Here is a 14,599-nt window from a genome sequence, read left to right on the forward strand (position 1 = left end):
CTTTCTCTTGGCCGAATTCAACTTGCATAAAACAACGCCCGCAGTCTGCGCGGCGGGCGTTGCTTTTTGATTGGCTATTGATGATCAGACTTCTGCGTCCGCGCCAGTGATGTTGAGTGTCAGAACGCCGGCGTCGGTGTGGCCTTCGCCGTCGGAGATCTTGTAGAACTGGATGGTCTCCGTGACCTGGTCCCCCGGAGCGATATCTGCTGTCAGATCATAGGTGAATGATCCATCCGCTTTTACATGGAACGTGCCATAGGTGCCGGCGACGTCGGTCGTTGCGCTCGGGTCGCCGTTTATGGTCGTGGTGCCGAATAGGCGGAGGAAGAGGTGGCCATTGTCGCCGGCAATGTCGTTGTCCAGGGCGTTGCCGCTGATGGCGTCGCCTTCGGTGAAGCTGTAGTTGTCGTCGACAGCGATCGGCTTTACCTGGCTTACGCCCTGAATATTCAGGGTGAACAGGCCAACATCGGTGTGACCTGCACCATCAGAGATCTTGTACGAGACCTTCTCCTGGAGCAATTCACCGTTGGTGAAGCCGACCTTGGCAGCGTCGCTCAGAACATAGGTATAGCTGCCGTCCGGCTTGACGAAGAAGGTGCCGTAATCGCCCTGGATTTCGGTGACCTGGCTGTTGCCTTGCTTGGAGCCAACGCCCTGCTGATCGAAGAAACGAAGGAACAAGTTCCCATCGGATGTATCGTTCGCCAGCAGATTTCCGGAAATAGCGTCGGTTTCCAGGAATGTTGCACTATCATCTGTTGCATGAATAGCCATTACTGTCTCTCCTCGAATTGTTCTTTGCTAGGTCAATTCTGACCTTTAGCGAGCTGGTCGATTAAGGATATCTTAATACAGAGAGTCAAGGGTGCAGTTAACAGCAAGTGAACATTTTCGGGTGTATAGTACAATAATGACACACCTGTAACACGCATAAGGCGATGAAACGCATGGTAATTATTGCGTTAATAATAAGTGAAAATACCAAATGATAGATGCGAACCTCTGTTTCTTCAGAGGAGAAGAATGTTTATTCAGGAGCAATTTATAAGAATACGCGGAGGTGCTTATGCGCAGATGAGATCTTTATATAATCCCTACGGGTTACAGCCTGAAAACTCAGTCTTGCTTCGGCTCCCGCACCGGCGTCTGCTTTTCGAGGAAGTAACTGATGCCATGATTTTGTAACATTTGTTTATCAAGTAATGTTTCTCTCGAGGCGCAATTGGCGTAAACTAATATGCGATGCGTGGAGAATGATCTTAATTACACTAGAGATATTGGGTAACATCGTCATAATTGTGCGACGCAATTTTTGTTGCAATGCAAAATATTCGAGAAATGAAGATGTTTTGTGGGGAGCGTAAGAATTATCGCGAGATAGAACGCATTTTAGTGTTCCATTTTAGCAGGCAGAGAGAGGTCCGCGGGTAAAAGATTTTCCAGTATCTTTGGGAGATCACGGGCGTGACCGTCTACTATGTAAATTCGGCAACAGGATCCAATCAGAACAGTGGAGTGAGCGAGCAGTCGGCTTTCGCGACACTTTCCGCTGTCGAATCCTTGAGGCTAAAGCCGGGAGACAGCGTGCTGCTTGCCGCCGGAAGCGTGTTTAACGAGCAATTCGACCTGAAATACTCCGGCACTGTCAGCTCTCCGATTACAATTGGCAGTTACGGCTTTGGCGATGCGCCGGTTATTCACAGTAGCAATGACGGCATCCACGGCTCGAAGGCTTCAAACATCATCGTGGAGAACATCAAGATTGCTGATACCGGCGGTGCGGCGATATATGCGGGAAATGTCTCCAACTGGACCGTCCGCAACGTCGAGGTCGAAAATACCGGACTTGCCGGCAAGCCCGGTTCCGTCAATTTCCAGAGCAGCCAGAACATTACCATCGAGAACAGCAAGATTTCCGGGGTAAATGGAGACGGCATCTGGATGGATAAAGTGATTGGCGTTACCATCGTTAATAATCTGGTCATCAACAGCCAGGGCGCTGCGGCAGACGCCGTTCAGTTGAACGACAGCAGCAATATCCTGATCAAGGGTAACCACCTAGAGCAGACTGAGACCAATAGCGCAAAGGGCGTCCTGGTGCTTGTTCGGGCTGTAAATGCAGCAGTCGAGGACAACACCGTGATCGGCGGCGGTTTCGGGATAGGTGCCAACGCGGGCACGAATATCGCCATCCACGACAACGACATCTCGGGATACGGCGGCTATAGTTGGTCCTACGGTATCGGCCTTGGCGATCAGGGCAATGCGACAAATTACGATATCAGTGGAAACTATATTCATGACGGCGTCTGGGGCGTGTCGATCAGCGCTGCAGGTTACCCAAGCTATACACGCACCGATATCGATATTTATGGTAATGTCTTTGACGACCTGTCGTCCTCGGCGCTGAAGGTCGACAGGCCTGCATCAGGCTCTTTCCATGAAAATATCATCGACAGCGCGGTGTCGACGTTGACGATGCCCGTCGCAATTGTCCTTCAGAGCACCTTCTTGATCAACGACAATAAGACGCTGGAACAAGCGCAGGCCGAAGTCGACGCTGCGACTGGCAACACCCAGTCCAACAATGAGCAGACGCCTACCACGCCGGTGGAGCCGTATGTCGAACCGTCAACACCGACGCAGACAAGCACTCCGGCGCCCGCGGCCGAAGCGCAGGTTCCGACCGCACCCACCGTCGCCGTTCCCAGGATTGTCGCAGCCCATGACAGCCTGAAAATCTCTACGGATACGGGCAGCGCCTATCATGGCAACCTCCTCGAAAACGATAGCGCAATCAATGGAACCGTGCTGCTTCGTCGCTTCGGTGACAGTGCCGTGGATAAGCATGGCCTGACGCTGACCGGGAAATACGGCGTCATCCACGTGGAGAGCGATGGTGATTACACCTATACCGTCGATGCGGTGAAAATCGCCGGTCTCAGCGGAAAGGTCAGTGAATCCTTCCAATACAAGATTTCTGACGGCGCTTCTCACATCGATACCGACTCGCTCGGCGTGTATATCAATGTGGACGCGTTCCATAGCAGCCAAGCGTCGCACCTGCTGGTTTGAATCACGCCAAATTTAGAGAGCGCCGGCCGGCTATTCAACACTTGAAAGCTTGATGATGAAGGGTGTCGGCGGTCGAAGGCCGGGAGATGCGGATAAAAAAATATTTCCGCCGTTCATAGGAAAAATGAACTATAGATTGAATTTATAGTTAATGCGTCAGTAAATGTCGCGCATATGCGCGCGACGCGTTCATTCCGCTGCGCCGTTGTTGGACAATTTGCGATTTTCACTTGCTTAGGTTGGTATATTTAGCGTAGCGTCAAGTCAGAATCCCTGAAGCCGCTCGTTATAAATTGGAATTTTTGGTCACTTTTTGGTTGGATTCATGTAATAGGTCGTGGGCTTCCAAGCGGGTCCGGCGCCGGTGTCGGGGGTCCAAGGCAGTCGTGTCATTGATCGGGCGTGATGGACCCGGAGCTGGAGTGTGCGCCGGCATATTTGCTTTCGTGCGATGCGGTAAGAGAGGGATTACTTCGTGTTTCAGAGTTCAGCAGCTGATGTCAGCGAGCCATCCAAAGCATTAAGGAAATGCAAGGGGGGGCTTGTTTTCATTGGAATAGCAAGCGCGCTTATCAATATCCTATACCTTACAAGTTCATTTTTTATGCTTGAGGTGTATGACCGGGTCATTCCCAGCAAAAGCATACCTTCGCTGGCTGTCCTGGCAATACTTGCGTTAATGCTTTACACGTTTCAAGGAGCGTTCGAGGTTCTGCGAAGCAGGATGCTGGTGCGTGTTGCCGGAGCGCTTGACGAGATGGTGAACGGGCGCGTGTTCCGGGCGCTGATCAAGGCTCCGTTGAAGGTCAAAATTGGCGGCGACGGGCTTCAGCCGTTGCGCGACTTCGATCAGATCAGAACCTTCCTGTCCGGCCAGGGCCCGACAGCGATGTTCGATCTGCCCTGGTTGCCGTTCTATATCGTGATCTGCTTCCTCTTTCATCCGGCGATCGGATATATCGCGATCGGTGGAGCGCTGGTTCTCGCCATCCTGACGTTCATGACCAATCAGGGAACGCGTACGCTCTCAAAAAAGCAGTCTGACTCCGCTAATATGCGAAATGCCTTCGCGCAGACCTCGATCCGCAACTCCGAAGTTATTCACGCCATGGGCATGGCGGGGACGATGGCCGAAATCTGGGACCACAAGAACAGTGAATACCGGACAATCACCCGGCAGGCATCGGATGTCGGCAATGGATATGCGACCTTGTCGAAGATTTTCCGTATTGCTTTGCAATCGGGAACGCTCGCGACCGGCGCAATCCTGGTCATTCAAGGGCAGGCCTCTTCGGGAATTATCATCGCCGGCTCGATATTGACCTCTCGCGCCCTGGCGCCTGTCGAAGCGGCGATCGGAAATTGGCGTGGTTTCGTTTCTGCTCAGCAGAGCTGGGCGCGGCTTTCGAGCCTGCTGAAAACCATTCCTGAGATTCCAGCCCCCCTTGCGCTCGCGGCGCCTACCAAGCAAGTCACTGTCGAAGGACTGGCGAGCGGGCCGCCGGCGGGTCAGCGCCTGGTCATTTCCGATGTCAGCTTCGGCCTAAGGGCAGGGAGCGCGCTTGGGGTCATTGGTTACAGTGCCTCGGGTAAGTCGTCCTTGGCACGGGCGATGATGGGCATCTGGCCGACCGTCAGAGGATCCATTCGCCTCGATGGCGCAGCACTCGACCAGTGGGACGGTGACGCACTCGGCCGGCATATCGGTTATCTGCCGCAGGATGTGGAGCTTTTCTCGGGGACTGTTGCCCAGAATATCTGCCGTTTCGCGAAGGAGATGTCGCCTGAGGCGGTGGTTGCCGCGGCGAGGGCGGCGCGCGTCCACGATCTCATTCTTCGTCTGCCGAACGGTTACGAAACCGAAATCGGCGAAGGCGGTGCTGCGCTTTCGGCTGGCCAGAGACAGCGTATCGCGCTTGCAAGAGCGCTTTACGGCGAACCATTCCTCGTCGTGCTCGATGAACCAAACTCCAATCTCGATGAAGAAGGCGAGCGGGCGCTGAGTGCTGCGATCATGAGCGTGCGGGCGCGGGGCGGCATTGTCGTTGTCATCGCGCATCGGTCCGGAGTTCTGGCGGTCTGCGACTTCGTGCTGATGATGCAGGACGGCCGCATGATCGCGTTTGGTCCCAAAGAGGAAGTTCTGGCGAGAGTCAGCCGGCCAGAAGCGGCGCGCACGCCGATTGCCGAGCGCGTGGCTCAGCTTAAAGTCGTGGTCGACGGCATGAATGCGGCCGAATAGGTCAGAGGGAAGATTGTGAGCAAGGTTATCAGTGAATCAAAACGCTCCCTCAATCGGCATGTTGCCGTTGTCGGTGTATTGTCGATAGCCCTCGTTTGCGGCATTGGCGGTTGGGCGGCGACGACAGAGCTTTCGAGCGCCGTCATCGGCGAGGGCGTGATCGTCGTCGACGGTGATGTCAAGAAGGTGCAGCACCTGACAGGTGGTATCGTGTCGGAATTGCTGGTTTCCGAAAACGACCATGTGACGGCCGGGCAGGTGCTGATACGGCTCGATGGGACGACGACAAGAGCGAATCTCTCGATTGTGGAAAGCACGCTTGCTCAGCTTTATGCGCGCCGCGCCCGTCTGAAGGCGGAACGAATCGGGGCAGATTCGTTCGAGGTCGAGGAAAACATCAGGGATCTGACATCCAGCACCTCCGCAGAGAAGCTTCTCGATGGCGAGCAGAAGCTGTTCGACAGTCGCAGGACGGCGCTTATCGGAATGAAGAGCCAGTTGGCATCGCGCAAGGACCAACTGGGCGAGCAGGTAAAGGGGTTGGTCGTTCAGATCAATGCCACCAACGATGCCTTGGGCTTGATCGAACAGGAGCTTGAGGGCATTGATACGCTCTACAAGAAGGGCCTCGTCACGCTTCAGCGTTTGAATACGCTCAAGCGCGCCCGCGCCGATCTCCAGGGCAACAGCGGCCAGGAAATCGCAGCTAAGGCGGAGGCCGAGGGTAAGGCAATCGAGATCGATCGCCAGTCGATCCAGCTGGATGAGGATCGTCGTTCGGAGATTGCAAAGGACCTGACCGACGTCGAGGCGCAGATCGCCGAATATGAAGAGCGCCGCGGAACCGCAGTCGATCAGCTGCACCGTCTCGACATTACCGCACCCTTGACTGGGCGAGTTCACGAACTTTCGGTTCACACCGTCAATGGTGTCATCGATCCCGGTCAGACGCTGATGCTCGTCGTTCCCGAAAATAACGAGCTTACGGTCGAGGCGAAAGTCGCCACCCGCGATATTGACCAGGTTCACGTCGGTCAGTCCGTCGATGTGCGTTTCAGCGCTTTCGATCAACGCACGACGCCTGATGTGAGCGGTGAGATTACCTCGATCGCGCCCGATATCGTCAAGGATGAGCGCACAGGCATCAGTTATTATCCGCTGCGCGTCAAGCCGAAAGCTGAAAGCATTGCCAGGATGAAGACGATAAAGCTCTACCCCGGCATGCCGGCGGAGGTCTTCATCAAGATCGGCGATCGGACCGTGATATCCTATCTGACGAAGCCGCTGACCGATCAGATGCAGCACGTATTTCGCCAGGAGTGATTGGTGGCTGTTTCGCGTCGTTAAGATCCTCGACGTCCCAAAGCAGCCGTTGTCATCCGTCAGGATGGGGATTGGATGGTTTCGCATTGCTCGAACAGGCATGCGCGGCCATTTCACGAAATTGTCTCAAGCCTGCTGCAAGGTCTCCTCATGATATGTTTGCAGTTTTGGCGAGCGGTGCCGACTGAGAGGCGATCGGCCTATGGACTGGTTCTGTTTCTGGCGTGTCTGTTGATGCTTTCGGCGGTCAGGAACGGCTATGCCGATAGTCCTGTGCCGCTGAAAATAGTGGCCTTCGGAACATCCTTGACGGCGCGGGGGGGATGGCAGCCTGCCCTTGAGACAGAGCTTGCAGCCTGCCTGCAGAAGCCGGTGAAGGTCGAGAGCGTTGCAAAAAGCGGTGAAACGTCACTGTGGGCTCTGACCCAGATTGATCGCGTCGTTGCCGAGCAGCCGGATATCATCCTGATTGAGCTCTACGCCAATGATGCGACATTGCATCGGTTCGTGTCGCTTGCGCAAAGCCGAAAGAATATCGGCGACATCCTCGACCAGCTGCAGCAGCGCCTGCCGCAAGCGCGGATCATCGTCATGGCCATGAATCCGTTTTCAGGATTGCGTGGGCTGATCCGTCCCTTTGTCGACAGTTACGTCTCCGCACATCAGGCGGAGGCGCAAAAACGTGGTCTGGAGTTTGTCGACCACCGGCCCAATTGGGAGCGTCTGACGCCGGATGATCTGGCCACGGCAATTCCTGATGGCGTGCATCCTCTGCCCGACATAGCCTCCAAAATCATTGCGCCTGAGCTCGCCAAACGTATCGCCGGCAACAATTGCGGAGAATGAAAATTCGATCGTAAGCGTCAGAGGCTATGACGGCTCTCGGGGTCAGACTGCCGTAATATAGTTTTTCAGATAGGTGACCAGTGAAGCCCGACCGGCTTCCGACGAATCTTCGTGAGATGGGCTATCCAGCTCTTCGAGCAGATAGTTCCGGAGATCGTCATCGGTGTGTGCGACATAGATGCCCGGCCGGCCCACGAGCTGGCTCACCGTGGCGAGCTGATGATCGTTTCGGTGCTCGCCGAGAGCCGCCTGTCGGGGAACGAGAATGATCGGCTTTCCAAAACGCTTGGCCGTAAGCACGGTGCCAATTCCCGCATGAGAGACGATAACACTTGCATCGCGAAAGACGTTGTCAAAGTCCTTGGGCTCGATATTCTTGATCCATTTCATATTCTGTGGCGTGTAGGTGCCCTTGCCGATCTGCGCCAGAACCGGTTTCGACAGTTCGTTTGCGAAGGTGTCGACAGCCTTGACGAGGCGATCAAATGGCAGCTGCGTTCCGACGGTGACAAGGATCAAAGGACAGCTCCTGCGTAGTGGGGGCCATCCGGCCTCGACAGATGTTGCCATTGCGTGAGCCAGAGCGTCGCAATGTGGCCGGCCAATTTACCCGATAGGGACAGCTTCTCGACATTGGCGACGCTATCGATCCAGATCGTCCGCTTGCCCGTCAATTTGCCGGCCAGCAGGCAAAAAAGGCCGGGTGCGGCACCGGTCGAGATGATGACGTCGGGCCTGTGTTTGATGACGATGGAGAAGGCGGTGAAAAAGCACCGGATCGACATGGTAATCGAGTCGCGGCTGCAATCGGGAAGGACTAGTCCGCCCCGAATGTCGTATTTTGCAAGCAGTCCCGGGATGGTCGTTGCAAAGACGATATCGCAGCCATCGAATGCGCCGCGCATGGCCATCAGTTGTTCCCAGTGGCCGCCTCCCGACGAGGCAGCGAGAACCTTCAATTTTTTCTCAGTCATAAACAGGCATCTCCTATATTTGACCGATGGATAAGGGCGAAAACCGTTCTGTTCGAACAGCGATTGTGTCACGATAGTTCAGTAGAAGTGTACCATTTTTGGCCCGGTTGATTGAAGCCTTGAAGTTCATGGACAGCCAATCTTTGTGATGTTTCAGCTCGAACATAATAACGCTCAGAACTCTTCCAAGGGCGCCTGCGTATCAGAGAGCGGCATTGGGCTTGTATTCCTGGTATGCATGTCCGAGAATCCCATTAACCATGCCCGCGCCGCGCAGAACGTGGGTGAGGGCTCGCATGCCCCAATAGGGTGAAATCAAGATCGCCGGCAGCATGACCAGCCCAAGCACAACTCTCGTGGCGCCATAGGCGGCGCGATAGATCCGGCGCTTGAGATTGCCATGCAGGACCTCGCTGACTGCGAAGGTATTGCCGAGCCGATATTGTCTTTGCAATACCCATTTCCAGGTCATCCGGCTGGCCGGAACGATATCGTGGACAAGCGCCTTGTCAGCCCAGAAGACCTGCATCCCACGGCGGATGGCTTGGTTGAAGAAAAGGTAATCCGTGCCCCCGGTGAAGCGCATCTTCTCTTCAAAACGCAGATTCCATGAACGGATCAGGGGATAGTCGAACATGACGTTGTTCGATGCCGCATAAGAAATGCGTTGACCGTCCTTGTTCTTCTTGCGCTCGAACACCCTTGCCTTGATGAAATATTCCGGCGGGTTTTCGGGATAGACCGGTTGGACGGGGCCATAGACGCAATCGGCGCGGTTTTTCTCCCGTGTCTCCAGCATCGCATCCAGCCAGCCGTCGACCGGCCATTCGTCATCGTCGAGAAAGCAGAAGAGGTCGGTGCCTGGAGGTGCCGAATCCAGTGCGCGATTGCGTGCGAAGGGTATGCCCTGGTTTTGTTCGATGACGTAGATCAGGTCGTAGGCACCTGTTTGGCCAAAGCTCTCTACCGTGGCCCTTGCGCTGCCGGCCGCATCGTTATCCACGATCACCATGGTGAGATGATAGGGGCGAGCCGGGTGCCTGACCTGGCGCGTCATGACGTCAAGCAGCTTGGCAATCCCATCGAGGCGCCGATAGGTCAGCACACCAACGGCGATCTTCAGTGGTGCGACGCCTGCTTCTGTGCCGACGGATGAATGCGGAAAAGTCTCTTGCTGATTCATGAATGTCCTCTCCGCAGCATATTTCCCAAACGCTTGCGCGCCGCCATCAAGGCCACTTCGGTCGCGGCAGCATCGCCGAACGGACCGCCGGCCACCGTGTTGCGAGCTTCGCCCCGGAGCTTCAGAAGCGATGTCGTTTCGGCAATTCCGCCGGCAACCAGGCTCTTGCCGAGTGCCTGCAACCCGTCATAGCGGCGTGCCAGTTCCAGCCCAGTCGCGATCATGATCCGCGGGCGCAGTGTCTTTGCCCTGCTTGTGCCCGTGTAGCGGTTCGACTCATGAATGCGCTGAAACGTCAGCGGTGTTTCGACGATGGCGCCGCGGCCGAGAAAGGCAGCAGCAAACTTGATATAATTGTCGCTGAGGACGACGTCTGTCGCGACGGACATCGGCAGTATCTGGGACAGCAGATTGCGGCGGAAGCTCAAGCCCGATGTCGGAACCGGAAGCGAGGGAAAGCCGCCCCTGCGAAGCGTGTCCCGCTTGTCGAACAGTGTCACTTGCAGCTCTGCAGGAGGCTGGTCGCTTTCCTCGGTCGTCACCCGGTCGAAGCACCAGTCGATCTCGTTGCGATCGTAGATCTCGGCGATACGAGCAAGTTTGCCGGGCAGAAACGCATCATCGGCATCGAGGAGAAAGAGGATATCGCCGTTTGCGGCCGCAAAACCCGCATTGAAGCTCGATGCCTGGCCACCGTTTTCCTTCAATACCGTCAGGATCCGCTCGCCATAGGAAGCAAGAATCTCTTGGGAATCATCGGTGGAGCCATCGTCGACCACGATCACTTCGAAGTCGGGATAGACCTGCGACAGAACACTGTCGATGCATGGGCGCAAATACTGGCCGTAATTGAAATTGTTGATAAGCACCGATAATTTCAATGCACGACCTCCTGCGCTAGTCGACCAGAATGATTTACTGCCGGTGCGTATCGGCGAAGTCCGGCGCGGTAGCCACGCATGTAATAGTACTTCCAGATAGCCCAGAACCGCTTCTTTGATCGCGGCAACGGATAAAGGAGGGCTGCCCGAACCGCCCAGTTGCCGCTCTCGATCCAGGTTCTTAAGGGGATTCCCCCGATCCTTATACCTTTTGGAATGTCCTCGGCGAAGAGCGCTGGCATTCCATAGCCAAGACGTTCCCCACGCTTCTGTACCCAAGCCTCTGTCACGCTAGAGGCTGGAATCCAATGATGAACAATGGCCTCGGCGCACCGATAGGTTTTCACGCCGCTTCGGGATAGGCGGCTGACAATTTCCGTATCCTCTCCCATCGCGAAAAGACCTCCTGGAAGCGGCCCGATATCTTCGCGGAATCGAACATTGCTGCCAAGCAATTCGCGACGCACGGTCGTGTTCGGACCCCAAATTTTTGTCGGGTCGCATGGGCCACTGGATTCCTGGTCGGATATGGCGAAGGTTGATCCCATGGGAATCCAGTCCAACAGCGGATCCCCATGGGGATAATGCTCCCAATTTGGAAGAATTCGGCCGCCGATAACGCCGAAATCCGGGTTCGCCTCCGCGCATGCAGCGATCGAACTCAACCAGTGCGCATCTGCCTCGACGTCGTCGTCCGTAAAAACGATGAGCGCTCCTCGAGCTATCGCAAGAGCTGCGTTCATAGCTCCTGATTTGCCTGGGCGGGTATGATTAACAACAACAATTGGAAGCTTCTTTGCATATTGATCGAGAAGCTCCCGTGTTTCGTCTTTACTGTTGTTGTTGACGGCAATCAGTTCCCATTGTTCGACTGGAAGGTTTTGCCCCAACATCGAATCCAGCATCTGTTGAAGCCGTCTGCTGGCGCCGTTGAAGGACGAAAAGATGACACTAATTCTCGGATCCGTCATCAAACCCACTCGCCTCCTGACGTGCGAAAATCCTGCCCGCTGCCTCCGCAGCTGGAGCACTTCCTGTCGATGCCGCGGTTTAGTACTTTTGTCATTTGGCACCGACCTGAGAGTAGATCGTTTTATTCATCGTAGATCGCTGCTTGAGAAATTGGCGCAGGATCCCCTGTCTCACCGACTGCGCCCAGAGCAATTTGAAGCGAACGCCGCTTGGCGGAAATCTCTTGACGACGACGCTGGCCGGCACCATCAGAAGCCATCTCAAGGCGCTAGCGATGGGCAGACCGCCAATTTTCGTTTTTCTGTCGAAGAGGTCCGGCCGAACGATAACCAAGCCCATGCCATAACGCTCGCCGCGCCGCAAAACCCAGCCTTCGTTCACATAGCCCTTCCTGACAATGTGCCGAACCCCGGGATGCCGCGAGTGAAAAGCCTTGGCTCCATTCTTCTCCAACCTGAGAGCGAAAGCAGTATCCTCACCCATGGGGAACTGAGCGACAGTGGCATCGGGGCCGAGGCCGTCGTGAACGATATAGCCAGGCGGTAAAATGGAACGACGGAAGGCCGAATTAGGCCCAGATATCAATACCGCCGAAATCGGACCCTCGGGAAGATGGTTATTCAGCGCGTAAAGGATCCCCAGATGCCCATACTTGACTAACCACGGTGCAGGCCTTTCCTCCCATTCGGGCGTGATTAAGCCGCCGAATATGGCAAACTGTGGCTGCTCATCTGCCAAGGTGAGAAACTGCTCGATCCAATCCGGCGCGGGAATGACGTCGTCATCGGTTAAAATGACGAGTTCGCCCTCCAGATGGCGGAAGCCCAAAGTCAATGCGTACTGCTTACCTTGTTTTGGCTCAAAATAAACTTCCAGCGGAAGCCGCTCCTTATAGGAATTCAAGACTGCTGCAGTGTCGTCGCTGCTGTTGTTGTCGATCGCAACGATTTTCCATTCTTCCTTCGGTAGGGTTGAAGCGCACAGTGCGTCAAGCATCGTTGGCAGAGTCTTCTCGCCGTTATAAGTTGAGAACAGTATTGTAACCTTGACTTTGCTCATGTGATGCTCCGGACCTCATTTCGGTCGGATCGCTTCCCTGTGCGATTCGGGTCACGCCTTTACCGATATCTTGGGCCTGCGATAGAACGCTGTCGATGCGTGGGCGCAAATACTGCCATAAATTTTTGATGAGCACCGAGAGTTTCAAATTACTGCCTCCTATGCAATCGATTACTGCGTCATCGTCTGAGAAACGTATCGGCGAATTCCGGCGCGATAGCCACGCATGTAATAATATTTCCAGATCGCCCAGAAACGTTTCTTCGATCGCGGCAGGAGATAAAGCATTGCTGCCCGGAAGGCCCATTGTGCGCTTTCGATCCAGGTCGGAAGCGGAACTCCGCTTAACCTCACCCCTCCAGGCACCTCGTCGGGAAAGAGCGCCGGCATGCCGTAGCCAAGCCGCTCGCCCCTTTTCTGTACCCAATCCTCCGTCACGCTCGATGCCGGAATCCAATGATGGACCACGGCCTCGGCGCATCGATAGGACTTGGCGCCATTGGCCGCCAGGCGAATGATGATTTCCGCATCTTCACCCATGGCAAAAATCTTTCCGGGAAGAGGACCGATATCTTCGCGGTAGCGCACGCTTGTTCCGAGCAGCTCTCGCCGGACGATCGTATTTGGGCCCCAGACTTTCGTCGGGTCACACGGTCCGCTTTGGGTGTCATCGACTATCGCAAAGGTGGATCCCATCGGAATCCATTCGATAAACCTGTCTTTTGGTTCTTTCTCCCATTCAGGGACGATTCTGCCGCCGAAGACGCCATAACTCGGATGGGCTGCGGCGCAGTCGACGATCGCTTTCAGCCAGTTCGGTTCGGCACGAACATCGTCGTCCGTAAAGACGACGAGATCCCCCTTCACCCGATCCAAGGCCATATTCAGCGCGCCGGACTTTCCCGGCTTGCGCTGCTGCAGGATGGTGATGGGAAGCTTGTCGCTATAGGTTTCCAAAAGATCAAACGTGCCGTCATTGCTATTGTTGTCGACGGCTATCAGTTCCCACCGATCATGGGGAAGCTCTTGGCGCACCAAGGAATCCAAAGTATGGCGCAGCCGGCGGCTGGCGCCATTGTAGGATGAAAAAAGCACGCTGACCAATAGATCCGACATCAGTTATCAACCCTCTTGGTGAAGTCGAAAGAGAAAAGCTTCATATTTTGACTGCCTGTGCGATGTTCGAAAGGGATCGGCGCTTACGCGGGGTTCGACCGCGTCTTACCGAAAAACTCGCGCCTGTGACCCTCGCCGAGTATCCTCAGCTTACGAAGATTGCGCCACCACCGCCGCGGTTTGGTGAGTACGCCGCGGTTCAGGAAATACTGTCGCAGCAGGCTCGGTGCCTGACTATGCGATCCGCCGTGGGCGACCCGATAGACTGCCCCGCGAAAGGGAAGCTTCGTGAGCGGCGCTCCCCGTTGCGCAAGAATATCCGCTATGCGGACATGGCTGCCCAGCATCGACTTGATCCAGTCTAGCGAAGCATCCTCAAAGCGTTGCGGCAGTTCGTAGAGATCGGCACGAATAATCAATGAGGTGCCGCAGAGATGGCTGAAGTCGTCGTGGCCAAACAGGAAGTTGCCGCCATCGTCCCAGATATAACCATGGTCGATCGTCCATCCGTTGGCGTCCCGATTTTCGGACACGTGTTGAACGATTCGCGAACTGACGAAATCGTCGTCATCGACAATCATGAAGAAGCGACTGTCGGTGGCGTTCAACATGCCGCTCAGAACGCGACGGCCTTTGTCTGCCCGGAAGGCATCAAGGAAGTCTTCCTTGCTGCCCTTTCCAAGCTCATGCAGGTCGTTCGGCGGAAAGGTGACGCGCACGGCGGAGAATTTTTCCGGCAGGTCAGGCAGATCGGCGCCTTCGTTTGCCACGATGATGCCGCGCCAGTCCCCATTGGTCTGGTTGGAAATGGAAGCCACGGTCTGGGTCAGATTTGCCTTCAACCTGCTCCAGTCGCGGGCATTGTCCTGATGTCGGACCGGGATAATGAAGGTGACAAGTGTCATCGGATTACCCTCCTGAT

The 14,599-nt window shown here is 55.3% G+C and carries 13 protein-coding genes; 4 read left to right on the top strand and 9 right to left on the bottom strand.

Going from position 1 to position 14,599, the window contains the following annotated elements:
- Positions 1 to 84 precede the first annotated feature (84 nt).
- Positions 85 to 780: an Ig-like domain-containing protein gene (locus tag B5P46_RS28015; protein ID WP_129421571.1), complete on the bottom strand. Its 696-nt coding sequence runs from the start codon at positions 778 to 780 to the stop codon at positions 85 to 87.
- Between the two features lie 690 nt (positions 781 to 1,470).
- On the opposite strand from B5P46_RS28015, the gene B5P46_RS28020 reads away from it, so the two are divergent.
- From B5P46_RS28020 to B5P46_RS28035, 4 genes are all read left to right on the top strand, one after another.
- Positions 1,471 to 3,081 (top strand): right-handed parallel beta-helix repeat-containing protein, encoded by a 1,611-nt coding sequence (locus tag B5P46_RS28020; RefSeq protein WP_129421572.1) that lies wholly within the window; start codon positions 1,471 to 1,473, stop codon positions 3,079 to 3,081.
- 475 nt (positions 3,082 to 3,556) lie between these two features.
- Entirely contained in the window at positions 3,557 to 5,323 is a 1,767-nt protein-coding gene (locus tag B5P46_RS28025) for a type I secretion system permease/ATPase (RefSeq protein WP_129421573.1), read from the top strand.
- A 15-nt stretch (positions 5,324 to 5,338) separates the two neighbouring features.
- A complete protein-coding gene (locus B5P46_RS28030) occupies positions 5,339 to 6,646 on the top strand; it encodes an HlyD family type I secretion periplasmic adaptor subunit (protein WP_029872369.1) in 1,308 nt (435 codons plus the stop codon).
- A 150-nt stretch (positions 6,647 to 6,796) separates the two neighbouring features.
- Positions 6,797 to 7,492, top strand: coding sequence for an SGNH/GDSL hydrolase family protein (locus B5P46_RS28035; protein ID WP_129421685.1), 696 nt, complete (start codon positions 6,797 to 6,799; stop codon positions 7,490 to 7,492).
- Positions 7,493 to 7,534: 42 nt separating this feature from the next.
- On the opposite strand, the gene B5P46_RS28040 is transcribed toward B5P46_RS28035, so the two are convergent.
- The 8 genes from B5P46_RS28040 to B5P46_RS28075 form a co-directional block, all read right to left on the bottom strand.
- Entirely contained in the window at positions 7,535 to 8,011 is a 477-nt protein-coding gene (locus B5P46_RS28040; protein WP_017961662.1) for a glycosyltransferase, read from the bottom strand.
- Positions 8,008 to 8,466, bottom strand: a complete 459-nt coding sequence (locus B5P46_RS28045) for a glucuronosyltransferase (protein ID WP_129421574.1) — start codon at positions 8,464 to 8,466, stop codon at positions 8,008 to 8,010. The genes B5P46_RS28040 and B5P46_RS28045 overlap by 4 nt, the downstream gene beginning before the upstream one ends.
- Positions 8,467 to 8,668: 202 nt before the next feature.
- On the bottom strand, positions 8,669 to 9,649 hold the full coding sequence (locus B5P46_RS28050; protein ID WP_129421575.1) for a glycosyltransferase family A protein: 981 nt from the start codon (positions 9,647 to 9,649) through the stop codon (positions 8,669 to 8,671).
- Positions 9,646 to 10,530, bottom strand: a complete 885-nt coding sequence (locus tag B5P46_RS28055) for a glycosyltransferase family 2 protein (RefSeq protein WP_129421576.1) — start codon at positions 10,528 to 10,530, stop codon at positions 9,646 to 9,648. Before B5P46_RS28055 ends, B5P46_RS28050 begins: the two co-directional genes overlap by 4 nt.
- On the bottom strand, positions 10,527 to 11,501 hold the full coding sequence (locus B5P46_RS28060; protein ID WP_129421577.1) for a glycosyltransferase: 975 nt from the start codon (positions 11,499 to 11,501) through the stop codon (positions 10,527 to 10,529). The genes B5P46_RS28055 and B5P46_RS28060 overlap by 4 nt, the downstream gene beginning before the upstream one ends.
- 91 nt (positions 11,502 to 11,592) lie before the next feature.
- Positions 11,593 to 12,561: a glycosyltransferase gene (locus B5P46_RS28065; RefSeq protein WP_129421578.1), complete on the bottom strand. Its 969-nt coding sequence runs from the start codon at positions 12,559 to 12,561 to the stop codon at positions 11,593 to 11,595.
- Positions 12,562 to 12,732: 171 nt separating this feature from the next.
- Positions 12,733 to 13,677, bottom strand: coding sequence for a glycosyltransferase (locus B5P46_RS28070; protein ID WP_017961657.1), 945 nt, complete (start codon positions 13,675 to 13,677; stop codon positions 12,733 to 12,735).
- An 83-nt stretch (positions 13,678 to 13,760) separates the two neighbouring features.
- Positions 13,761 to 14,582: a galactosyl transferase gene (locus tag B5P46_RS28075; RefSeq protein WP_129421579.1), complete on the bottom strand. Its 822-nt coding sequence runs from the start codon at positions 14,580 to 14,582 to the stop codon at positions 13,761 to 13,763.
- Positions 14,583 to 14,599 lie beyond the last annotated feature (17 nt).

The organism is Rhizobium leguminosarum, from assembly GCF_004123835.1.
Lineage (GTDB): Bacteria > Pseudomonadota > Alphaproteobacteria > Rhizobiales > Rhizobiaceae > Rhizobium > Rhizobium leguminosarum_M.